22 protein-coding genes are annotated in these 21,458 nt (G+C 59.3%); 16 read left to right on the top strand and 6 right to left on the bottom strand.

Annotated features, from left to right (window positions below):
* Positions 1-11: 11 nt before the first annotated feature.
* From mobC to VF629_RS01115, 3 genes are all read right to left on the bottom strand, one after another.
* Positions 12-2,024 carry a conjugal transfer protein MobC gene (gene mobC, locus VF629_RS01125; RefSeq protein ID WP_331056597.1) on the bottom strand — a complete coding sequence of 671 codons (2,013 nt, stop codon included), beginning with the start codon at positions 2,022-2,024 and terminating at the stop codon, positions 12-14.
* A gap of 135 nt (positions 2,025-2,159) precedes the next feature.
* On the bottom strand, positions 2,160-3,032 hold the full coding sequence (locus VF629_RS01120) for a relaxase/mobilization nuclease domain-containing protein (RefSeq protein ID WP_331056596.1): 873 nt from the start codon (positions 3,030-3,032) through the stop codon (positions 2,160-2,162).
* Positions 3,029-3,352 (bottom strand): plasmid mobilization protein, encoded by a 324-nt coding sequence (locus VF629_RS01115; protein WP_331056595.1) that lies wholly within the window; start codon positions 3,350-3,352, stop codon positions 3,029-3,031. The genes VF629_RS01120 and VF629_RS01115 overlap by 4 nt, the downstream gene beginning before the upstream one ends.
* 696 nt (positions 3,353-4,048) lie before the next feature.
* On the opposite strand from VF629_RS01115, the gene VF629_RS01110 reads away from it, so the two are divergent.
* The 15 genes from VF629_RS01110 to traN all read left to right on the top strand — a co-directional run bounded on the left by VF629_RS01110 (position 4,049) and on the right by traN (position 18,374).
* A complete protein-coding gene (locus VF629_RS01110) occupies positions 4,049-4,834 on the top strand; it encodes a ParA family protein (RefSeq protein WP_331056594.1) in 786 nt (261 codons plus the stop codon).
* 61 nt (positions 4,835-4,895) lie between these two features.
* Positions 4,896-5,591 (top strand): hypothetical protein, encoded by a 696-nt coding sequence (locus tag VF629_RS01105; protein ID WP_331056593.1) that lies wholly within the window; start codon positions 4,896-4,898, stop codon positions 5,589-5,591.
* A 215-nt stretch (positions 5,592-5,806) separates the two neighbouring features.
* Positions 5,807-7,633 (top strand): sensor histidine kinase, encoded by a 1,827-nt coding sequence (locus tag VF629_RS01100; protein ID WP_331056592.1) that lies wholly within the window; start codon positions 5,807-5,809, stop codon positions 7,631-7,633.
* Positions 7,634-7,665: 32 nt separating this feature from the next.
* The gene (locus VF629_RS01095) at positions 7,666-8,430 is read left to right on the top strand and encodes a LytTR family transcriptional regulator DNA-binding domain-containing protein (protein ID WP_331056591.1); all 765 of its coding nucleotides are present in this window, start codon (positions 7,666-7,668) and stop codon (positions 8,428-8,430) included.
* A gap of 221 nt (positions 8,431-8,651) precedes the next feature.
* The gene (locus VF629_RS01090) at positions 8,652-9,482 is read left to right on the top strand and encodes a hypothetical protein (RefSeq protein ID WP_331056590.1); all 831 of its coding nucleotides are present in this window, start codon (positions 8,652-8,654) and stop codon (positions 9,480-9,482) included.
* A gap of 50 nt (positions 9,483-9,532) precedes the next feature.
* The gene (locus tag VF629_RS01085; protein WP_331056589.1) at positions 9,533-9,847 is read left to right on the top strand and encodes a DUF4134 domain-containing protein; all 315 of its coding nucleotides are present in this window, start codon (positions 9,533-9,535) and stop codon (positions 9,845-9,847) included.
* An 11-nt stretch (positions 9,848-9,858) separates the two neighbouring features.
* The gene (locus tag VF629_RS01080; protein ID WP_331056588.1) at positions 9,859-10,191 is read left to right on the top strand and encodes a DUF4133 domain-containing protein; all 333 of its coding nucleotides are present in this window, start codon (positions 9,859-9,861) and stop codon (positions 10,189-10,191) included.
* Between the two features lie 27 nt (positions 10,192-10,218).
* On the top strand, positions 10,219-12,705 hold the full coding sequence (locus tag VF629_RS01075) for a TraG family conjugative transposon ATPase (RefSeq protein ID WP_324679976.1): 2,487 nt from the start codon (positions 10,219-10,221) through the stop codon (positions 12,703-12,705).
* 36 nt (positions 12,706-12,741) lie between these two features.
* Positions 12,742-13,383 carry a hypothetical protein gene (locus tag VF629_RS01070; protein ID WP_331056587.1) on the top strand — a complete coding sequence of 214 codons (642 nt, stop codon included), beginning with the start codon at positions 12,742-12,744 and terminating at the stop codon, positions 13,381-13,383.
* Between the two features lie 32 nt (positions 13,384-13,415).
* The gene (locus VF629_RS01065) at positions 13,416-14,063 is read left to right on the top strand and encodes a hypothetical protein (protein WP_331056586.1); all 648 of its coding nucleotides are present in this window, start codon (positions 13,416-13,418) and stop codon (positions 14,061-14,063) included.
* 35 nt (positions 14,064-14,098) lie between these two features.
* The gene (locus VF629_RS01060) at positions 14,099-14,485 is read left to right on the top strand and encodes a hypothetical protein (RefSeq protein ID WP_331056585.1); all 387 of its coding nucleotides are present in this window, start codon (positions 14,099-14,101) and stop codon (positions 14,483-14,485) included.
* 45 nt (positions 14,486-14,530) lie between these two features.
* Positions 14,531-15,643 carry a hypothetical protein gene (locus tag VF629_RS01055; RefSeq protein WP_331056584.1) on the top strand — a complete coding sequence of 371 codons (1,113 nt, stop codon included), beginning with the start codon at positions 14,531-14,533 and terminating at the stop codon, positions 15,641-15,643.
* A gap of 38 nt (positions 15,644-15,681) precedes the next feature.
* The gene (traK, locus tag VF629_RS01050; RefSeq protein WP_331056583.1) at positions 15,682-16,296 is read left to right on the top strand and encodes a conjugative transposon protein TraK; all 615 of its coding nucleotides are present in this window, start codon (positions 15,682-15,684) and stop codon (positions 16,294-16,296) included.
* A gap of 9 nt (positions 16,297-16,305) precedes the next feature.
* A complete protein-coding gene (gene traM, locus VF629_RS01045) occupies positions 16,306-17,499 on the top strand; it encodes a conjugative transposon protein TraM (RefSeq protein ID WP_331056582.1) in 1,194 nt (397 codons plus the stop codon).
* Between the two features lie 11 nt (positions 17,500-17,510).
* Complete coding sequence (gene traN, locus VF629_RS01040) at positions 17,511-18,374, top strand: conjugative transposon protein TraN (protein ID WP_331056581.1); 864 nt, start codon at positions 17,511-17,513, stop codon at positions 18,372-18,374.
* 8 nt (positions 18,375-18,382) lie between these two features.
* On the opposite strand, the gene VF629_RS01035 is transcribed toward traN, so the two are convergent.
* On the bottom strand, positions 18,383-19,159 hold the full coding sequence (locus VF629_RS01035) for a DUF2971 domain-containing protein (protein WP_331056580.1): 777 nt from the start codon (positions 19,157-19,159) through the stop codon (positions 18,383-18,385).
* 91 nt (positions 19,160-19,250) lie between these two features.
* Between VF629_RS01035 and VF629_RS01030 the strand changes: the two genes are divergently transcribed.
* Positions 19,251-19,796, top strand: coding sequence for a hypothetical protein (locus tag VF629_RS01030; protein ID WP_331056579.1), 546 nt, complete (start codon positions 19,251-19,253; stop codon positions 19,794-19,796).
* Positions 19,797-19,826: 30 nt separating this feature from the next.
* Here the strand turns inward: VF629_RS01030 and VF629_RS01025 are convergent, their stop codons facing one another.
* On the bottom strand, positions 19,827-21,011 hold the full coding sequence (locus VF629_RS01025) for a Fic/DOC family protein (protein ID WP_331056578.1): 1,185 nt from the start codon (positions 21,009-21,011) through the stop codon (positions 19,827-19,829).
* Positions 21,012-21,100: 89 nt separating this feature from the next.
* Complete coding sequence (locus VF629_RS01020; RefSeq protein ID WP_331056577.1) at positions 21,101-21,415, bottom strand: antitoxin VbhA family protein; 315 nt, start codon at positions 21,413-21,415, stop codon at positions 21,101-21,103.
* Positions 21,416-21,458 lie beyond the last annotated feature (43 nt).

Here is a 21,458-nt window from a genome sequence, read left to right as displayed (position 1 = left end):
CTGCTAGCAAATCAAGCTTTTTCCGGCTTCTCCTTGATAAGGTGCCGTAGCGTGGGGTCCTGCCCGATGCGCAGCAGCTCGCGGGCGCACAGTTCCTTCACTTCCGTTTTCACGCGGTTGAAATTGGCCTTAATCATCTCTTCGGCCTCGTCCTTGCCCGTGGCTGGGTTAATGAAGCTGGTGATGTCGGGGATGGGTTGGTAAGCCTGGGCCTCGGCGGCCACCGCCTTCACGTCCACCTGAATTCGGGCGTGAAACACCTTCTGGTCGATTTCCTCGCCAAAGTTGTCGGCCACGGCCCCCACGAAGTTGCCCTGCGTAAGGTTAGCAATGGTACTGGCCGGAATCATGCTGTCCATCTGAGTGGAGAGGCTGGTGCTGGTTTCGCGCATGTTGATGCTCAGGCTCTGGCGCTGCTGCAGAATCTTGCCAAACCGCTCGCTCAGCCACTTGCCGCTGTTGCCCGATACCTGCCCGCTGAACACGTTGCCCACGGTGTTCTTGATGACTTCGGCTTCCTTCTGGCCGTAGTCGCGCTCCAGCTGCGAGAAGTCCTGGAATCCCAGGCAGGTGCTCACCTTGTTACTCCGGGCCGTGGCAATCAGGTTATCGAGGCCCTTGAAGTAGATGGTGGGCAGCTCGTCGATGATGATGGACGATTTGCGCTTGCCCTTCTGGTTCACCAGCTTCACCAGCCGGGCGTTGTAGAGCCCCAGCGCCGCCCCGTAGATGGCCTGCCGCTCGGGGTTGTTGCCCACGCACAATACCTTGGGCTCCTCGTTGCTGTTGATGTCGAGCGTAAAATCATTGCCTGACATCACCCAATATAGCTGCGGCGAGGCCAGCCGGCCCAGCGGAATGCGCGCCGAGGCAATCTGCCCTTCCAACTGCTCGATGGCATCCTTCTGGAACGCCGACACGAAGGGCTTCACCAGGTTTTCAATCTCGGGGTACGAAGCCAGTACCGGAAAAATCTCCTCGTAGTCGCGGCTCAGAAACTCGATGACGTGGGGGAAGGTGCAGTACTTGCCCTTGTCGTAGAGCTTGAGAAACCAGATGATGGCCGCCACGAAGTTGATGGGCGACTCCACGAAAAAGTCGCCCTGCTTCTGAATCCAGCTCTTGTTCAGATTGAGCATGATGGTGGAAGCCGACTCGTAGGCGTCCACGATGTCAGTCATCAACTCGGGCAGCAGTGGATTGCAACGATGACTTTTGCGGGGGTTGTCGAAGTTGATGACATAGAAGCCCACCGGCTTATCAAACTTGTCCTGGTGGCGTAGCAGCGTGTTGTAGCAAATGCGGCTCAGGTCGTCAAACTTGTAGTCATAGATGTACATGCAGAAGCCCTTGGCCAGGTGCTGCCGGATGAACTCGTTGATAATGGCAAACGACTTGCCCGAACCGGGCGTGCCCAGCACCATGGTGGCCCGGAATGGATTCACCACGTTCAGCCAGCCGCGATGCTGCTTGCCCCGCAACTGGTACTCGGTGCGCAGGTTCACCGAATACTCGTTTTCCAGCAGCCGCTCCTCCTGCGGGAAGCTTTCGTTGGCCTTGTTGAAGATGTCCTTCATCAGGTCGTTGTTAAACAGTCGGCTCAGCCAGGCCCCAGCGCTCAGCAGCAACAGAAAACCTGCCGACAGCAGCCCGGTATAAAGCGCCGTTGTCAGCCCGGCCCCTAGCGGAAAGTTGCGCACCACGTCCGACCCAAAAATCAGGGCCAGCCCAATGGCGGCATAGCCTGCCACCGAGGCCCCTTTGAGCTTTTCATTGGCTCGCCCCCGCGTGCCGAGGCAGCTCAGCAGCAGGAACACCACGGCCAGCGTCTTACTCACCCAACTGGCCTTAAACAGAAACGTGTTTTTGCTAAAGCTCTCCAGAATATGCTCGACCACGGCCGGTGTCCAGCCCATGCTTTTGAAGTAGCCGAAGCAGTAATAGTAGATGTTGATGCCCATCAGCACAATGGCAAATAGGCGCATAAACTCCATGATTTTCCGCAGTCCTTTCTCGTCTTCCATCGCTTGAATCGCTTGGTGAATCAAGCAACTTACCCTCGCCGGCAGCCCCCGACGCGGATTATTTGACGAGCGGTCCAAAGTCAGCGGTGAGGCGCACGCCGGGCACACGAATGAACCGCCCCACCCGTCCGGCCGCTACCGGGCGGGCCCCTTCCGGCGGGGGCGCTTCGTGGGCTCGGGCCGACTGGGCTTCGGCAATATTGCTGGCGGGTCCGCGCCGGGTACCCACTCAACTTCCGGCCCTACCGCCGCCTGCAACCCGGGCGCGTTCAGGGCTTCGCGCAGCTGCGCCCCTTTGTAGCCCACTTCCTGCCCTCGAACCGCCACGCCGTTCAGTTCAAAGCTCACGCCCCGCAGAACGCCGCCCTTATCATGGGTATACCGCACTCCAATCAGCTCTTTTTGCAATTGCAAAGCCAACCACTCCTCCCCTCCCCTGTCGGCCTGAGCGAGTAAGTGCTGCAATACCCGGCTTACCTGCTCCCGTGCGGCTTCCTTCGTGGGGTCCAGCGCCCACAGGCTACGCCGCTGCTCGGGAATAGGGTCCATGCCCAGCTCCTGGCTTATCTGCCGCGTGATGGCCGGCTGCCGGTAAAAGTTATTATCCGTCCGCAGCGCTGGTCCCCCATCAATCGGCACCCGGTTCAGGTAGATGTGAACGTGCGCGTGCTTCTTATCCCGGTGCTCATAAACCACCACTTGGTGCCGGTCAATTGGCGCACCAATCAGTTCACAATACCGCTGGGCCGCGGCCACTTTTTGCGCCTGGCTCACCACCTCACCCGCCCTCCACGAGAGCACGGTATGCCACACCGGCTTCTGAATCTTTTTACTCTGCGCTGCCACGGCCCGCATGTCCTGCGCCATCTCTTTGGGAGTACCCGGAATCAGATTAGCCACGACCAAAAGCGGGGCCTCCCCCGGCTCCTTGCCACGGCCCTGGCGCTGCCCCGCGCCGTAGGTCAGCGCCCCCTCGAAATCATTACCTGTAGTGGTCTTTGCAATCATACCAGATACCCTCTGATAATGGTTAGCGCCTGCACCAACTGAGCTTCGTGGCTACTAAAAGACTTACCCGCCTGCGCCAGTCGTGCTATCTGATTCAGGTTGGTACCGATGCCTACCAGCTGTCGCCGCAGCTCCGGCGGGATACTTTCTTTGACCTCCACTCCCCGGCCCACGTCACGCAAATAAGCCGACACTTTTTTATAGCTGGCGGCCGTAGCTTTTGTCTGTAAATCCTTTTTCTCTTCCGGACTTACCCGCACGTCAATACGCAAAGTGCGGGCTGCATCAGCGACTTGTTCTACTTGCTTCTCTGGTTCCATAATGATTTTGGGGACTTTAGCTTCCCCAAGTTTACTAAAACTACTTTAGAATTTTAATTCGCTAAATAGTGTACGCTAAACTAGCAAGCCAAGCCATGTGAGCCTGCGAACTTGGCGGTGTCATTGACTCGGGCAAACGAAGTTTGTCCGGACAATGACATGGCTTGCTGGACGATGAACGAGCTATCTGAACGGGGGCGTTGAACGGTGCTAGAACTAGAGCTAAGTGTTATGGCTTATGCCACATTGCAACTTTAACACTTTGCAACTTTACACCCTTGAGGTTCACTAATTATTTCTTTAATAGCTAAGGAGTATAATTAAGCGCTGCTGCCACACTACACCATTGCACCATTGCCACTATGCAACATCAGTAACGGGACGGGTGAGTACCTTCTGGCTATTTGGTATTTGCACCAATACCCCAAAACAACTTTGCAACTTTACCACAAAAGGCATTCAGAAAGTTTTGCCATAAAGTTGCCTTGCAACAACGCAACTTATTACCTTCGCCACATTACAACTAAGCAACACTGCCACACGCAACTTTTGTTGTTTTGCAACATTGTAACTAAACAACAAGGAACTTTTGCAACAAAACAACTTAGTGGCGTATCACCATTGCTTCTAAGTGGCAATGCAACATTGCCACTTAGCAACTAACAACTCAACGATTCCAAACCTTCTGGCCCTCGCATGAATCAACCCCACGTACTCGCATTTGCCACCCAGAAGGGGGGCGCTGGTAAGTCGACCATCGGCACGCACATGGCCTCCGCGCTGTGCTATTACTATGGCTACAAGGTGGCCATGGTGGACTGCGATTACCCGCAGAACTCCCTGCACGCCTACCGCCTCGAAGAGCAAAACCGGCTACAGTCGGAAGCGCCGTTTCAGGCCCGCCTGCTGAAGCAGGGCATTCCCCCGTACCCGGTCATCATTTCCAGCGTGGAGAAAGCCGTGAGCTCCATCGAAGGGTTGTTTGAGCAGGACTATGATTTCATTTTGGTGGATACGCCCGGTACGGTGAACGTGGTGGGCCTGCCGGAGCTACTTCGGCTGGTGGATTACATCTTCCTGCCAATTGAGCCGGACAAGGGCTCAATTGCCTCTACCATGTCTTACATGGGCATCCTGGGTCAGTTTGTGCAGTCCCGGGATGAAGATTCCAACCTGCTGGGCTTCTATGCTTTCTGGAACAAGTTTGTGAAGTCCGAGAAGAAGGGCATTTATGATAAAACGGAGGAGCTTTTTCAGGAGAAAGGGCTGCCGTTGCTCAAGAGTCGGGTTGAGTTGCTGATGACTTACAAAGAAAACCGCTCCACGATGTTTCCGCTACCCGAGCGCGACCTCAACCGCCTCGGCCTGGGCCAGCTCATCCTGGAAATTCTTACCCTCGTGGTAGGGGAGGGGGCCGTCACGCCATCGGGCAAAACCGTTGCGTTCACAGCCCCGGCCATCGAGTCAGCGCCCGGGGCATAGCCCCACGGTTCATCAGCCGCTGCTTTTCCTCTAAAATTTCAAGCCTGCATCCTCCTTCGTCATGGCCAAAACCTCCATCAAGAAACCCAAACTCACCCCCGAAGAACAAATGGCCGAGCTGGCCCGCCTCACGGGCTCCGTTGCAGCCATTAGCCACATGGGAACCAGCCAACCCTTTGTATTGCCCAGCCCGGCCCCGGAGGCAGCGCCCACGCCGACGGCTTCCGCCCCGGAGCCGGCGGTGGTGCCCGTCGAGCCGGCGCCACCGGTACCAGCAGCGCAGCCAGAACCGCCCGTGCCGGTCGCACCCGCCGCTACTGCGGAATCTGCTCCGCAACCAGTGGCTGCTCCAGCGCCGGCCGCCAGTAGTACCCCGCTAGAACCAAAGGGAGAAAAAACGCCGGCCGTTGTGGCCCCGGCTCCGCAGGCGGCACCGGCAGCGGAAGTACCCGCTGAAGATGCCCCGGACGAGGAAGAGGCAGAAGCCGCGCCGACACCGGCCGCTACGGGGGACGGCAAGGATAAGCTGGACCTAACGTCTCTCTTTGCGGATTCCGCGGAGAAGAAGACCTTTCAGATTCGTATTACGGCCAGCCACCAGCAGTTTTTCCAGCAAATGGGCCTGCTGCTGGGCGGGGGGGCATCTTCTACCGATGTTATTCACAACATCCTCGCCCAGTTCAAAGCGGCCAATGAGGGGCAGATTCAGAAAGCGTTTCAGCGGCAGTTGCGCCAGATGATGTCACCTAAAAAGTAAGCTTACGTTAGGTGCTATTCTCCCGGCCCGCCCTTATCGGTGGGCCGGCAGGCTTTCCTTTCGCTATTTCTAACTATCCCTTCCCAATGCCTACCCGCTCAGCAGGGTAGGGGAGGGGGCTATATCTCTACCAGCAATGCGTACCAGCAGCACTTCCATCACCAGCCCCCAGGTAGCGTCGACGCGGCGTGGCGGGCGGTAAGCGTTTGACCGTATTGGCCCTGCTGTTGGCCAGCACGGTAGCCGGCGCAACTGGTTTGCCGGCAGAAAACAGCCTAGCCCAGTCAGGGGACAGCGCCACAATTGACTCACTGCGCGAAGTGACCCGGCGCCTGCAGCAGCCGGACTCGGCCCGGTTCCAGGCGTTGTGTGCCTTGAGTGACGCCCTGTTTGCACAGGACGAGCCCGAGGCCCACCGGGTAGGGGAGCAGGCCGTGCACCTGGCCCGCCGCCGGCATGATTGGCCGGGGGTCAGTGATGCCTTATACCAGCTGGTGGTGAACTGTGAGCGGGCCGCCGACTACGTGGCCGCCATGCAGTACAGCCAGGAAGGCGCCGGCGTGGCAAGGGTGCACCAACTACCCGACGAATGGCGCTTCACGCAATGCATGGGGCTGGTATCGGTCGATACCAAAGACCTGACCGCTGGCCTGAAGTATATGCGGCAGGCTTATCACCAGCAGGGGACAGTGGGCAACGTTCCACCCCGCGAGCGGGGCGGCCTGCTGCTCAACCTGGCCAACACCTTCCTGGTGCTGCAGCGCTACGACTCGGTGCTGCACTACGCGACCCGGGCCCTGCCCTACATGCAGCGGGCGCAGGATGCGCGCGGGCTGGGCTACGTATACCAGTTCCGGGGTGAGGTGTACGCCATGATTTACCCTCAAACCAGGACCACACTGGATTCGGCGGCGGGCAACATGAACCGGGCCCTGCGCATCATGCAGCGTCACGGGTTTCGGCCCCAGATAGCCAGCTCGGCCCTGGCCCTGGCCCGCGTGTACCGCCTGCAAAGCCAGCCGGCTGCCTCGCAGCGAATGGCGGAGCTGGCGCTCTCGGTGGCCCGCGGCCTGAAGATGCCCGACTACGAGGCCGACGCGCTGGCGGGCCTGGCCTGGGCCCATGCCGACCAGGGCCGGGTGCGCCGCTCCTTCGACCTCGACAACCGGGCGCAGGACCTGCGCGACTACCTGTTCAACGGCGACAAGGCGCAGGCCCTGGCCCAGCTGCAGGTGCGTTACGACGTGAAGCTGCTCACCGAGCAGAAGCGGGCCGCTGAGTTCGAGCAGCGCAGCCAGCGGGCGCAGCTGCAGTCGCTGTGGCTGCTGCTGGGCGGGCTGACGACCACTATCGGGGTGGGCAGCTGGCTGTATTGGCGGCTCCGGCGGCAGAAAGCCTTACTCGCCGTGGCCAACCAGGCCAACTGCCGGGCCGTGGCTGAAAAGGAAGTGCTGCTGCAGGAGATACACCACCGCGTGAAGAACAACCTGCAGCTGGTAAGCGGGCTGTTGGGCTGGCAGGCCAGTGCCCTGCCCGAACCCGCTTTGGTGGCGGCGTTGGATGCCAGTCGAACAAGAATTCAGAGCATGGCCATGGTACATGAATTCTTATATCAAGCCGACAACTTGGCCGAGGTGCGCATGGACCAGTATCTGGGAGAACTGCTTGGTTCACTGAAAATCGCCCTTACTACACCCGAGCAAACCATCCGGCTGAGTACGGACCTGGCCCCGCTTATCATGAGTCCCAAAGAGGCCAGTACCTTGGGCCTGCTGGTAAACGAATTGGTGACCAATGCGTACAAGCACGCTTTTCGGGGCCTTGCCCAGGGCCACCTGCACGTTTGCTTCGCCAGCCGCCCCACCGGATTTCGGCTCACCATCGCTGATGACGGGGCCGGAATGCCGGCCGAGGACGCACCGGCCAAAGCCCACTCCCTGGGCCTGCAGCTGGTCCGCACGCTTACTAAACAGCTGAAAGCCACGCTTTCAGTGACCCGTTCCTCTCCCACGGGCACGCAGATAGAGGTTACTCGTGACTGAGGAGCCGACCAAGGTGCCCCTTATCCCACCCTATGTCTACCATTCTCATTGTTGAAGATGAATTGCTTATTGCCGAGGAGATAGAACGCACGCTCGTTCGGCTGGGCCACACTCCGCTCGAACCCGTCGACAACAGCGATGAAGCCCTGCGCGTGCTGGCCACTCAGCCCGTGGAGCTGGTGCTGATGGACATCAACATTGCCGGCGACTGCGACGGCATCGCCGCCGCCCTGCTCATTCGCCGGCAGTTCGCCATCCCCGTGGTGTTTCTTACGGCCCGCTCCGACGCGGACACCCTTAACCGCGCCAAGCTGGCCCAGCCCTACGGCTACCTGGTCAAGCCCTTCACAGATGATTCCCTGCGCGTGCAGGTAGAGCTGGCCCTCTACAATGCCTACCAGGCCGGTCCTACCGGCCCCGTTTCTGAAACAGCCAATGCTGAAGGAAAAGAAGTGCTGGGGACAGCCGAACGCTGCCCCAAGTTCAAGGACTACCTGTTTGTGCGTAAGGGCTCTGGCCACGTCAAGGTGCTGCTCGCTGACATTCTCTACTTCGAGGCCCTGCAGAACTACGTGCGCATGCACACCCTGCGGGAGAACTTCGTGTTCGACTCCACGATGAAAGAGCTGGAGCAGAAGCTGCCCGACCAGTTTTTCAAAACCCACCGCTCCCACATCGTGAACCTGGACCATGTGCAGGCTTACGAGGAAAGCAGCGTGCTGCTGGGCAAGGATTACATCCCGGTCAGCCGCTCCTGCAAGGATGAGTTGAAAAACCGCATTCATCTGGTGGGGTAGTCTCCACCCCGATGGCCATTGTAACGGCACGCAGCCCGGTTTTGCCACCGAAGCTGCGTGCCGTTCGTGTGTCGGGGCTGCACCTCACCATTGAATTCTAACCGTTCGTCAACTTTCTACCCAAGCAGTTTATAGCCCGGATAGGTTTGCAGCGTCAAATCACGGTTTGGCAAGTTCACGCCCGGGCCGGTCGGCCTGGGGTGCCACGCTATTTCCCCGCGATGCTCAGTGCCTATTCCTGGGGCCAGTTTGGCCTTTTCATTCTGGTTGTGGTTGTTCTCTACTATCTGGTGGTGGGCCTGCTCTACTACCGGGCGGAACTCACGGCCCTGCTGACCCCGGGCAGAAAAGCGGTTGGCGGCCAGCTCGCCGGCGTGGGCGGTAGCGCGGTGGCTCCGCTCTCCCTGGTGCGCCCCACCTCGGCCTTCATCAAAGCCACGCCGGGTGCAACCGAGGGCCGGGACAATGCCGATGAGGAGGCGGACCGCCCCGAAGCCGGCGCAAACCAAAACCTACCCGCGGCGGCCGAGGCGCTGGTCAGTGGGACCCTGCCCGATTCCACCGGCACGGCGACCGGCCAGGACGAAAGCAGCAGCGACACTGCCCCGATGGATGCGGCCGCCACCGCGGGCGACGAGGCGCAGGTGCTGGATGAAAACCGTACCGAAGAAGCCGACCAGGCCGATGAGCACCTGGCTGCCCTGGTCCGCCGCGAAGCCCACAACCTGCCCCCGGAGCCAGTAGCTGCTGATGCAGCAGTTGACCAAGCACTGGAGCCCGAAACCGTGCAGCTCCCACTAGTGGCGGATGGCTACGAGCCACTGGCCACATTCGATGAGCCGGTGGCCTCGCGGCTGGACATCGCCCCGGTAGACCCGCCCAAGCTGGTGGCTGCCGCTTCCGTCGCCGAATACCTGACCCTGCTGCAAACCGGCCAGCAACCCGCGCAACCGGTCGAACTGGCCGGCACCAGCCTGGCCGAACAAATGGCCCAGCGGATGGCCCTCAACCACGCCGAGCTGGACGACCTCTTCGGCCCCGACGACGAGTAGCCCGGGCCTCCTTTTCCACTCCAATATTCCAGATTCCTTTTTCCATTGCCATGAATAAGAAACCTTTCACTACCTCGCTGGTCCTTGCGGTTTTGCTTCTTAGCTCGCACCTGCTCTACGCCCAGACCGGCGGCAACGGCACAGCCGGCATTCAGGACGCCACCACCCAGGTAACCAGCTACTTCGACCCGCTGACCAAGCTCATGTACGCCATCGGCGCGGTGCTGGGCCTGGTGGGTGCCATCAAGGTCTATGGCAAGTGGAACGCCGGTGACCAGGACACCCAGAAAACGGCCGTGTCGTGGTTTGGCTCGATGATTTTTCTGGTCATCGTGGCCACGGTGGTGCGCTCCTTCTTCCTCTAAGCTTGCGCCTCATGCCCATCTACGACCTCAATCGCGGCATCAACAAGCCCGTCGAATTCAAGGGCCTAGTGGGCAGCAACATTTACTTCCTGGTCGCCGGCATCGGGCTGGTATTTGCCCTGTTCGTGACCTGCTACCTGCTGGGCGTGCCACTGGTACTCACGGTGCTGGGCACCTTCCTGGCCGGGGGCGGGATGTGGGCCGGGGTATTCGCCCTGAACCGCCGCTTTGGCGAGCACGGGCTGATGAAAGCCGCCGCCCGGCGCTCGTCGCCCAAGTACATCACCAACCGGCACAGCCGCTTATTCCAACGCCTCAACGAGGACCCGACCAGCCGCGCCTAGCGACTGGTTTTGGGTGTATTTCCGCATATGAGCAACAAGGTTCTGCCCTCCGTTTCGCTGGAATCCAAACAGCCCATCTACAAGGTGGAGAAGGATTGCCTTATCTCGAAGAATGCCGACGTGACCGTGGCGTTTCGGCTGGATTTGCCGGAAATCTTTACCCTTTCGCGGGAAGACTACGCCCAGCTGCAGGCCGCCTTCGTGAAGGCCGTGCGCCTGCTGCCCGACCACTGCGTGGTGCACAAGCAGGACTGGTACGTGGAGGATAAGTATGCTCCCGGCTTCGAGGCCGAGCGCACGCTGCTCTCGTCGGCCTACGAACGCCACTTCAACGAGCGGCCGTTCCTGAACCACTTCTGCTACCTCTACATCACCAAAACCTCGTCGGAGCGGCCCAACTGGGGCAGCACCTCGGGTCTGCTGGCCCGGCGCAACATCGTGCCCAAGGACATGCTCGACACCAAGGTGCTGGAGAGCTTTTTCGATAACGTAGGCCAGTTCGTGCGGACGCTGGAAGGAGTAGGGCCCACCAACGCGCCCTACATCCGCTCGCACCGGCTCACGTCGGATGAGCTGGCCGGCACGGCCGAGAAGGCCGGCCTGCTGGAAAAATACCTAGCGCTGGATTTGTCCGACCAGGCCCTGCAGGTGGACCTGGACCTGACCGAAGGGCTGAAGGTGGGGGCGGAGTTCTGCCAGATGTTCTCGGTGGCCAACCTCGATGATTTGCCCACGTCGGTGGAAACCGACATCCGCTACGAGCAATACAGCACCGAATACTCGGACTTCCCCATTTCGTTTGCTGCACCGCTGGGGCTGCTGCTGGGCGCGAATCACATCCTGAACCAGTATGTGTTTCTGGACAACACCACCAAGACAGTAAAAACCTTCGAGCAGAAGAAGGACCGGCTCAACTCGCTCTCGCTCTACTCGCGGCAGAACGCCATCAACTTCGAGTACTACAACGCCTTCCTGAATGAGTTGATTGCCCACAAGCGCCGGCCGGTGCGGGTGCACTGCAACGTGCTCACCTGGGGCCGGCACGAGGAGGAGCTGACCGAAGTACGCAAGCTGGTGAACGCTGCCTTCAACGCCATGAACTGCAAGCCGCGGCAGAACACGGTGGACATCGCCGCGCTCTACTGGGGCGGGATTCCGGGCAACGCGGGCGACTTTCCCAGCGAGGAAACCTTCTACACCTTCATCGAGCAGGCCGTCTGCTTCTGGGCCTGCGAAACCAACTACCGCAGCACCGGGGCCACCAAGGGCATCAAGCTTTCCGACCGCCTCACGGGCAAGCCAGTGCTGGTCGACATTTCGGATGAGCCGATGAAGAAGCAAATCATCTTCAACCGCAACAAGTTCGTGCTCGGGCCCTCCGGTTCGGGCAAGTCATTTTTCACCAACCACATGGTGCGCCAGTACTACGAGCAGGGCGCCCACGTGCTGTTGGTGGACACCGGCAATTCCTACAAAGGCCTCTGTGAGCTGGTGGGCGGGGTGTACTTCACCTACGAGGAGGACGACCCGATTGCCTTCAACCCCTTCCTGATTTCGGGCAAGCTGGACGTGGAAAAGAAGGAAAGCATCAAAACACTGCTGCAGGCGCTGTGGAAAAAAGACGACGAAAGCGTGAGCCAATCAGAGTACGTGTCGCTCTCCACGGCTGTGAGCCTGTATTACGTGATGCTGGAAGCAAACGAGCTTATCAAGCCGAGCTTCAACACGTTCTACGAGTTTGTTAAAGGGCCTTATCGCAAGATTCTGGAGGAGGAGAAGGTGCGCGAAAAGGACTTCGACATCGACAACTTCATCTACGTGCTCAAGCCCTACTACCGCGGCGGGGAGTACGATTACCTGCTGAACTCTGAGAAAGAGCTGGACCTGGTGCAGGCCCCCTTCATCGTGTTCGAGCTCGACAACATCAAGGACCACCCCATCCTGTTTCCGGTGGTCACGCTCATCATCATGGAAACCTTCATCTCCAAGATGCGCAAGCTGAAAGGGGTTCGGAAGATGATTCTCATTGAGGAGGCCTGGAAGGCGTTAACCACGCCCGGCATGGCCGCCTACATCAAGTACCTCTTCAAAACAGTGCGCAAGTTCTTCGGCGAGGCCATCGTGGTGACGCAGGAAATCGACGACATCATAGGCAACGAGATTGTCAAGGATGCCATCATCAACAACTCGGACTGCAAGATTCTGCTTGACCAGCGCAAGTTCATCAACCGCTTCGATGAGATTCAGGCGCTGCTCTCGCTCACGCCGAAGGAAAAGGACCTGGTGCTGAGCATCAACCGCGACAATAAGGCTACGCGGGGGCGCTACACGGAGGTGTTCATCAGCCTAGGCGGGGTCGTGTCGAAGGTATATGCCATCGAGGTTTCGAAGGAGGAATACGTGACCTACACCACCGAGGAAACCGAGAAAGTGCGGCTGTTTGAGAAGCTTAAGCAGACGGGTGATATGCCCACGGCCATCAAGCTCTTCGCCAACGAGCTGCGCGAAGGGTAGCGCAGCTGATTTCAACCAAAGGGAAAAATCATGAAAATGAGAATCACGCTCCTGGGCCTAGCCATACTGGGCGTTAGCATCACCAAGGCTTCTGCGCAGCTCGTGGTTACCGCTCCCGTGCTTGAAGTGCAGTCGGGCGTGCAAACCGGCCTGCAGAACACCATGAAGGGGCTTTCCTCGGCGGCCAACGTGCTGGTAAAAGCCGGCGTGAAAGAGCAGGAATTGACCAAGGTCTTTTCGGAAAAGAACCTGCAGCTGGCCAAAACCTGGTACGACGGGCTGCTACAGGTCAGCTCGGCGGTGCGCACCTACCGGCGCGTGCAGTCGGTGTTTGAGAAGCAGGGCCGCATCATCCAGAACTACTCGACGGCTATTGAAACCCTTCGCCAGTCGCCCTACGTGGCCCCGGAACAGCTCTCGGCCATGGCGACGATTTACACCAAAATGCTGACCGAAAGCGCCAACACACTATCGGACTTGCAGACCATTGTGAGCCCGGCCATGCTCAAGATGACGGATGCCGACCGGATGCGCTTCATCGATAAGCTCGACGCGAAAATCACCGACCAGTTGGGTCTCATTAACTACTTCACCCAGCGCAACCTCGTGCAGATGCACCTGGCCGAGCAGAAAGCGCAGGACGCGCAGGCCCTCAACGCGCTGATGGGTGCTCGTTAAGCGCTGCTTCCACTTTACCTGGGCTATTTACTATGAAATCAAGCGCTAAACTTCTCGCCTTGGGCCTAGCCTTGCTGGCCAGCCCCGCTTACGCGCAAATGCCGGCCGTCATCTCAGCACCGATTGCCGAGGACCAGTCCCGCAAGCAAGTCGTGCACCAGGGTATTTCAACTACGCTGCTTGGGCAGGGAAAGGTGCTGGCCAGTGATATGACCAAGGTCAGTGGGCAGATTAAGGGCGTTATCGACCGGACGCAGGCGCTACATGACCAGTGGTACAGCAGCCTGTTGCAAATCAGCGCTGGGGTTCGCAACTACCGCCGGGTTCGGGAAATCTACACCCATCAAAGCGAGATGATTAGCCAGTTTTCGGCCATCATTCCAGAGCTGCGCACCAAGCAATTGTCGGCTGCTCAGCTCAGCGAGGCCTCGACGGTGTACCAGGGCATTCTCACGGAGAACATTGCCCTGATGGGGGAACTGGCCGGGGTACTCAGCGCCAGCAAAGCCAAGATGACGGACCCGGAGCGCATCGAGTTCATCGACAACATCGCCGATCGCATCAGCGAGCAGCACAACCTGATGAACTACTTCAGCAGCAAGTGCCGGGCCATCGCGCAGCAGCAGGCCCAGCAGGTGCAGGACCGCGAATCCATGCGAGCCTTCATGACCGCCCGCTAGCGCGGTGGTCTTCACCCAATTCCACCTTCTGACTTATGAAAACTTTCCTTTGGCTGGCTGCGGCGTTTCTGGTAACCAGCTGTGGTTCCAATGCAGCTAAGCCGGACCCACGCGTTGCCACCATCCGCCAGCAGCATGAGCAGTTGTTGCTTCAGCAGAAGCAGTACGTCATGTTGCTTTCCACACTTGCTGGCCCCGAAAAACTCAGTCCTGCCCATATCAAAGACTCGGAGCAACGCTTCACCGATATGGTGCAGCAGAGCCAGGACAACCTGACCGCGGTGGACCAGCTCGACCCTGGCAAAGCCCAGGACCCAGCCCAAACCGCACTAGTCGGGGAATTGGCCGCGAAGGAAGCCGCCATTCTGGCGCGGGCAACCCGGCGGCTGGCGAATGCCCACGACGAGCACTATCTGCCCTAAGCTGATTCACTCACCTCTCTATTCCTCCAACGCCCGAACTGCACCATGGACCCAACTTCCATCGACCTGAACATGGCCCTGTATGAGCAAAAGCTCGAAGGGATATACACCGAGATGCTGACGTTTACCGCGCAGTTTATCAACCTGGGACGCGCCATTGGCGGGGTAGGGGCGCTGCTTTTCATCAGCAGCCGGGTATGGGGCCACATTGCCCGGGCCGAGCCTATTGATTTTTTCCCGTTGCTGCGGCCCTTCGCTATCGGGCTGGCTATTCTGCTGTTTGTGCCGCTGTGCTCCGGCCTGCGCGGCATCACAATGGCCGTGGCTCATGGCACCGATGCCATTCGCCTCGGGCAACTGGGGGAAGTGAACCGGCTGACGGGTGAACGGGACCGGCTGGCTGCCGACGCCAAGGCCAAATCGGACATGCAGATAAACGAAAAGTATGAAGAGGATTTAGGTAAGCTCGGAGCACTGGACATTGGCCGCAAAGCCACATTGGCCATGAACCAAGTGCAATACTCGGTCGGCCAGAACTTCCGGGAATGGACCAAATCCATCCTGGAATTGGGCGCACTGGCCGCCAAGCTGGCCATTAGCCTCATTTCTACTTTCCTGCTCGTGCTGCTCAGCGTGGCCGGGCCACTGGCTTTTGGCATCGCCATCATCCCCGGTTTTGGCGGCGGACTGATGAAGTGGTTCGGTTACTTCATCACCATTTCGCTGTGGGTGCCGGTGGCCAACATCTATGCTGCCGTGCTGGCACATGTGCAGGTCACGATGCTTAACAGCAACATCCAGCAGCTGCAGGCCGGCGGCAGTGTGGAATCAGCCGACATCGGCTATCTGTGCCTGCTGGTGCTGGCCATCGTGGGCTACCTGATGGTGCCCAAGGCGGCTGATATGCTCATCGACGGCTCGGGTGTGGGCCGCGCCGCTACGTCATTCATCACCACTACCACAGTTGGGGCCGCCGGCATCGCCGGGGCTACGGGTGGCGCGGGCCTGCGCACCGGGGCCGATGGCCTGGGAGCTGCTGTCGGCGCGGGCCAGGGGCTGGCCGGCATGGGCGCGAGCAGCAATGCCACGCGGGGCGAATCCTTCGGCCACCGGGCGGGCACGGCGGTGCGCGAGCGAATCAACCGCCTCCGCGGCTAGCCGAAGCCGCTCTTCATCCTTCCACTTTCCATCCCGCTATGTTCGCGTCACTTAAAACCATCGACTCGGCTTTCCAGCAGGTCAAAACGCTGGCGTTGCTCTTCATTGTAGCGGTGCTGGTGCTGGCCGGCACCATTGCCTACTTCGCATTTCAATCCACCAACGCGGCCGCTAACCGCATCTACGTGCTGGAGGGAGGGCAGCTACTCACGGCCGGAGCACAGGATGCGCGGGCCAACCGGCCAGTGGAAGCCCGTAGCCACGTCACGCGCTTTCACGAGCTGTTCTTCACCCTCGACCCTGACCAGAAGGCCATTGACAGCAACGTGAACAAGGCGCTGTACCTGGCCGACAACTCGGCCAAGCGGCAGTATGAGAACTTCAAAGAGAAGGGCTTTTACAACGACCTGATTGCCGCCAACATCAGCCTGGAAATGACGGTCGACAGTGTGGTTATCGCCAACTCGCGGCCGCTGGTGGCGCGGTGCTACGGCCACCAGCGCGTCATCCGGGCCACCTCAGTGACCAACCGCAACTTCCTCTCGGAATGCTCGCTGCGCGATGTGACCCGCTCGGAGAATAATCCCCACGGCTTTCTGATGGAGAACTGGCGGGTGCTGAAGAATGAAGACCTGAACACCCAGCCCCGCTAATCCGCTCCTATGGAAACCAAACCGCACGACGCGCAATTTCTTCGCACCCGCAAGATGGCTACCTTCCTGCCGGTGGTGGGTGTGCCTTTTATGGCCGTGATGTTCTATCTGGGCGGAGGCGGCCAGGGCACGCCGGCTGCGGCTCAAAACACGGAATCCGGCTTTAACACCAACCTACCCAAAGCAGAAAAGGCTACCATCACCACCAGCAAGCTGGAAGCCTACGCTAGCCCGGTAGATTCCATGCGAAACCGGGGCCTGGTCGATGCCAAGCTGGACACGGCGAAAGGCTCGGGCTTAGCCTACGGCATTGGAGCTAATGGCCAGGCCGGACCCAATGGTTCGGTTGACAAATCAGTGGCCGCCGCACAGCAGCAGCTGATTGCCGCGCAGCAGGCCCAGCTCAATGGCGGTAGCAATACCACCGCTGCACCGGATGCCCAGCCTGGAGCCCTCACCCCGCAGGAGCAAATGGAGCTGATGCGCACGGAGCATGAACGCGACCTAGCCGAGCAAAAAGCGCAGCTGCAAATGGCCGCCATGCTGGCCCAGTCGAACAGTGCCGGTGGGGGAGGGGCAGCACCTCGGGCGTTAGCCACGGTTCCTAAAAAGAAGAAGCCCAGTACACGGCTGCGCGCCGTGGACGATGATGCCGTGGTATCACGCCTGGGCTCTAATGGGCCAGGCCGCAAGCGCACGGCCTCATTTCAGGGCTTTGATGCCGAAACCGGTACGGGCGGCGATGGCAACACGCTGCCAGCCGTCATCCATGAATCGCAGGAAGTAGTGAGTGGCTCGCTGGTCAAAATGCGCCTCACCGAGTCGGCCGTCATAAACGGCCACTCCCTGCCAGCCAACACCTTCATTTACGGCAAGTGCAGCCTGGCCGGCGAGCGGCTGAGCATTGCCATTGAAACCCTGAAATCGGGCAACAGCGTGTTTCCGGCGGCGCTGGAAGTGTACGACGTGGACGGGCTGGAAGGCCTGCACATTCCCGGGGCTATCACCCGGGACGCAGCCAAGCAGGCCGGCTCGGAGAGCCTGGGCGCGGCTGACATGATGACCATGAGCGCCAACCCCGCGACCGCTGCGGCGGGCGTGGCCGTGAGTGCTGTGAAGGGCATTGGCCAGAAGAAAATCCGCCTGGTTAAAGTCCGCCTGAAGGCCGGCTACAACGTGATGCTCAAAGTAGACAAAGACTAACGACTCCCCCCATGAAAACCGCTCTATTTGCCACCAGTGCCATTTTGCTTGGCTTAGCAGCTGCGCCGTTACAGGCCCAAACTTCGGCCGCCCGGATGCTGCAATACTCGGAAGCCAATAAGCTGCCGACCTATCCACTCTACATCAGCGACCAGAAGACCACCCACCTGGTGTTTCCCTTCCCAGTCACCTATGTCGACCTGGGCAGCTCGGGCTTGCTGGCGGCTAAGGCCACGGGCGCCGAGAATATCGTGCGTGTCAAAGCTGCTTCGGCCGGATTCCCCGAGTCGAACATGACCGTGCTCACCTCGGATGGCAAACTGTATTCCTTCGTGGTGAACTACCAGCACGACCCCAAGGTGCTCAGCCTCGACCTGGGCGCAGCCGGGTCGGCCTCGTCGACACAGGGCGAAGCCATCCTCTCGAACTCACCTATCCCGCAGGGCAACCTGGATGCGTACTCCCGGCAGGCGCTGGCGGCGGGTGGCACCTCGGCCAGCGAGAGTGCTAATCAGCTCAGCGTGCGCGCCGGCAACGTGGGATACAAGCAGGAAACCCTGTTTTTCCCGCTGCACATCGCCAACAAGTCGAACGTAACCTACGATGTGGACTTCGTCAAATTCTACATTCAGGACAAGCAGGTGGCCAAGCGCACGGCCGAGCAGGCCCTGGAAATCACACCTATCTACGTCTTCAACGGCGGGCTGAAAAAGATTGACGCCAAAGGCCAGCTCCAGCAGGTCTACATCTTCAAGAAATTCACCATCCCCGAGCAAAAGCAACTCATCATCGAGGTGTATGAGAAGGGCGGCGGGCGCAACATCAAGCTCAAGCTCACCAACGCCGACCTGCTCAAGGCCCGAACATTCAAGTAATCACCCCATCAGACGGGATGCAGATTTACTGCAAAGGCGCTTTCACTAATAACTGCCTGCCAAAGCGACGCCTGCGGAAAGCCCTGAGCCGCCTCCACTATCTCCTGCTTGTGGGCAGCAGAAGTATTGCAGCCAATAATGATTTGGGCGACTGATTCAGGGCGAAATTTCATCGCCTTATTAGAGGCCTGCGGTTTGGTGATACGGACTTCTTTTTCGTACTCCCACGGCGCTGCTTTTGTGTTCAATACTTCCATTAGCTCCCGCATATCATCCTCGCCTCCTAAGCCGGGCAGTATAGGTGGGTAAGCGGGCTGATAGGCAACACGGGTAAATTCTCCGCCCACATCCTTATGCAGCTTCTGGGTATTGAAACCTATCACGAATCCAGCGTGTGACCGGGCATAATGCGACCAAAGCAAAATAGTAGTCGCTTCTTCGGCCAACGACACGAAACCGAAAAAAGCCGCGGCCTGCTCGTAATTAACGTCGTGCAGTTGTTTGAGAAAAGCCGGATTGCGCAACTCAACCAACCTTTTCTCAACCTGCTGTCGAACCGCTTCGTCGCTCATCGCAGGCGCATGCAAACGAAGCTTTTTGTAAAGCATAAGCCGCATTTCCTGGTCAGAGAGGCTGTCGTAGCTCACCCGAAGCTTCGTATCAAAAGGGTCGTTGAAGCCTTTGGGCGATGAGAACCATAGCTCGCGGTCGGTCAACAGCTTACGATGGTTCGAGTCACTCCAATCCCGATACTTATAAAGGATTGCAGGAATTTCTTTTTGCATGAATTGCGTCTACAGCGGGGGTTTAATTAATCAAAAATAGAAACCGTAAGCCGTTGTATCAGGTACAATACGAACCTTACATTTTCCTGCCATGTCAGACTACCAACGAGGACTCGACGAAGGCCGCAATGAGCAGTACTCCTACCAATCCTCGCGGCAGTTTGGGCAAGGGCTTGGGCAGCTGGTTGGCTGGGTAGTGGTAGCCGGGTCACGTCTGACGGTTGAAGTGCTGCTGGCAGCTCCCTTCCTAATGCTGGGCTTCGTTGTAATGGCACCCCTGGATTTTCTCGGGCCAGTGCTCGGGGCCGTCCGCTTGCTGGGAATCGGGGTCATGGCGTACTTGTTTTATGCCGGCCTCTACTGGCTGAAAGGCCTAGTAGTTGCCCAACATCGCCGCGAGGGCTTGTTGTGGCTACTGCCATTCTCGGTGTGCGTGGCGGTTACTTGCCTGCTGCCCGGATGGCTGGTTCGGCTGTTTATCACCAGTTCGTTTCCTACGGCCAGCCCGGTATGGGGCTGGGGCCTCGGGGCAGCGTTCGCCCTGTTTGCCTACGGACGCTATCGCTTTACCGAAGACATTGCGCCCAGCCTCGTGCTTTGGTCTTACCGCCGAGGGTATAACTGGGCTCTTCGTTAGTGCTCAGGACTGTGTTTTCATGTTAGGCTGTCACAATTTCGGCCCTCGACGCTTCGGCCCGGGGGCTTTTTGCTTCGTGGAAGTTGCCGTAACCGGCGGTAAAATCACCCCTTTTGGTTCTGTCAGCAGTACCTCTTGCCGCACAGCCACCCGCTGCTGATGCAGCTTCACGGCCTGCTGCGTGGCCTGGGTGAAGCGCTGTAGCACGGCTTTGTCGGTGAACTGAGGTTTGGCCGAGCGGGCAATAACGATGTAGGCACTCTTCAGTTCATCCAGGGTGGCCTGCTCAGTTAGTGCCTCCGGCCGGGCCATGATGGCAGCCTGCACGTAGTTCATCACCGGCGAAGTAAGTACCGCACCGTTGGGCGCCTTCAATGATGCTCCGGTTTCCTCTGCGTGGCGAATCCCCACCCGCTGGCTACTGGCTTTTAGCTCGCGCAGGGCCTCGATACGGGCAACCTCCAGTGTGGATGCCGCCAAGGGCTGCGCCTGGTTGGGCAAACGGGCCAACAAGCCGGCGGCACCAGGCAATGGCGTAGTGGCCGTGTCGAGCAGGTAGCGCAGGCGGGTCTGGTTCTCTTGCTGATTGGCGGAAACGCCCACCACGCCCGTATCCCGCGCTAGATTGAAATCCTTGTAAACTTTCTCAAAGCTTATGCGGTAGCCAGCCTGGTGGCCCAGCTGCATCAGCACGGCCTGCATAGTACGGCCATTGCCTTCCCGAAATGGGTGGACGTGGTTGAAGTGGTCGAGATAGTAGGCCGCCCGCTCCACAAACTGCGGCTTGGTCAAGCCTTTTAGGTTGTTTTCAGCAGCCAGCTGCACCGCCAGTGCCTCTACATCCGGACTAATGCGGCGGTGGTTAGCATAAGTCATCAAGTGGTCGGCCTGCACATTAGGGGCGGGCTTGTAGCCCTGGAACGCCCGGTCCTGGCGGGTTTCACCAGCCCACGGGTACACGTCCTGAAACAGGTACCGGTGCATCGCACGCAGGTACTGTTCGTCAAACCGCAGTGGAGTAAGGGGAATGGGGTACGCCGGGCCCACGATGGGCTCACTGGATGGCCGGGGGGCAGCCAGCCCCACCTGCGCCCGCACCAGCATCAGGCGCTTGATGGACAGGTCGGCTTCGAGGCGGTCGAGCTGCACCTCGCTGGTGGCGCGCACGTTATTGTAGAGCAACCCATCGGCGGGGTTGGCAAAAAGGTCGGCCATAGGGTGGGAAGTACCAGGGCAAGCCTAGCAAAAAGCCCGGCAACCGGCCGGGCTCTGCGAAGAATACAAGGTGCGGCAGCGCGGGCGGACTAAGCCAAGCTCACGATGCGCTCTTCGAATTGCAGATAGGGTTCGTAAGATTGAGCGGGCTCCACGAGCGGGCCTTCGCCCGGCGCGTATTTGACGTGCGGGTCCGGGCCAGGCGCGGGGCCGTATTCAGCGTCGAGCACGGCAGCCAGCTGCTCTAAGTCAATCTGCCCGGCTATGTAGCGGTTCTGCAACTCGACCAGCTGCGCCGAGGGTGGCTGGCTCTGGCTCAGCGACACGCCCACCGCAAACTTGACCACGTCGCGGCGCTGCTGCTCGGTGCGTTCGTTTTCGGAGAAATACGGGGTCTTTTCCATTAATACAAGATACGTAAAATCGGCGACAAAGGCGGTCCTGAGC

The sequence above is a fragment of the Hymenobacter sp. genome, assembly GCF_036388155.1.
Classification (GTDB): Bacteria; Bacteroidota; Bacteroidia; order Cytophagales; family Hymenobacteraceae; genus Hymenobacter.
The sequence above is the reverse complement of the archived record's forward strand: the minus strand, read 5'-3'. Positions and strand labels throughout refer to the sequence as shown.

Coding starts and splice junctions, on each gene's coding strand:
- VF629_RS01070 (WP_331056587.1), top strand. CDS start 12,742: ATGAGAATCACGCTCCTGGGCCTAGCCATACTGGGCGTTAGCATCACC.
- VF629_RS01065 (WP_331056586.1), top strand. CDS start 13,416: ATGAAATCAAGCGCTAAACTTCTCGCCTTGGGCCTAGCCTTGCTGGCC.
- VF629_RS01080 (WP_331056588.1), top strand. CDS start 9,859: ATGCCCATCTACGACCTCAATCGCGGCATCAACAAGCCCGTCGAATTC.
- traN (WP_331056581.1), top strand. CDS start 17,511: ATGAAAACCGCTCTATTTGCCACCAGTGCCATTTTGCTTGGCTTAGCA.
- VF629_RS01105 (WP_331056593.1), top strand. CDS start 4,896: ATGGCCAAAACCTCCATCAAGAAACCCAAACTCACCCCCGAAGAACAA.
- VF629_RS01025 (WP_331056578.1), bottom strand. CDS start 21,011: ATGGCCGACCTTTTTGCCAACCCCGCCGATGGGTTGCTCTACAATAAC.
- VF629_RS01030 (WP_331056579.1), top strand. CDS start 19,251: ATGTCAGACTACCAACGAGGACTCGACGAAGGCCGCAATGAGCAGTAC.
- VF629_RS01035 (WP_331056580.1), bottom strand. CDS start 19,159: ATGCAAAAAGAAATTCCTGCAATCCTTTATAAGTATCGGGATTGGAGT.
- mobC (WP_331056597.1), bottom strand. CDS start 2,024: ATGGAAGACGAGAAAGGACTGCGGAAAATCATGGAGTTTATGCGCCTA.
- traK (WP_331056583.1), top strand. CDS start 15,682: ATGTTCGCGTCACTTAAAACCATCGACTCGGCTTTCCAGCAGGTCAAA.
- VF629_RS01115 (WP_331056595.1), bottom strand. CDS start 3,352: ATGGAACCAGAGAAGCAAGTAGAACAAGTCGCTGATGCAGCCCGCACT.
- VF629_RS01095 (WP_331056591.1), top strand. CDS start 7,666: ATGTCTACCATTCTCATTGTTGAAGATGAATTGCTTATTGCCGAGGAG.
- VF629_RS01055 (WP_331056584.1), top strand. CDS start 14,531: ATGGACCCAACTTCCATCGACCTGAACATGGCCCTGTATGAGCAAAAG.
- VF629_RS01075 (WP_324679976.1), top strand. CDS start 10,219: ATGAGCAACAAGGTTCTGCCCTCCGTTTCGCTGGAATCCAAACAGCCC.
- VF629_RS01020 (WP_331056577.1), bottom strand. CDS start 21,415: ATGGAAAAGACCCCGTATTTCTCCGAAAACGAACGCACCGAGCAGCAG.
- traM (WP_331056582.1), top strand. CDS start 16,306: ATGGAAACCAAACCGCACGACGCGCAATTTCTTCGCACCCGCAAGATG.
- VF629_RS01120 (WP_331056596.1), bottom strand. CDS start 3,032: ATGATTGCAAAGACCACTACAGGTAATGATTTCGAGGGGGCGCTGACC.
- VF629_RS01060 (WP_331056585.1), top strand. CDS start 14,099: ATGAAAACTTTCCTTTGGCTGGCTGCGGCGTTTCTGGTAACCAGCTGT.
- VF629_RS01110 (WP_331056594.1), top strand. CDS start 4,049: ATGAATCAACCCCACGTACTCGCATTTGCCACCCAGAAGGGGGGCGCT.
- VF629_RS01090 (WP_331056590.1), top strand. CDS start 8,652: ATGCTCAGTGCCTATTCCTGGGGCCAGTTTGGCCTTTTCATTCTGGTT.
- VF629_RS01085 (WP_331056589.1), top strand. CDS start 9,533: ATGAATAAGAAACCTTTCACTACCTCGCTGGTCCTTGCGGTTTTGCTT.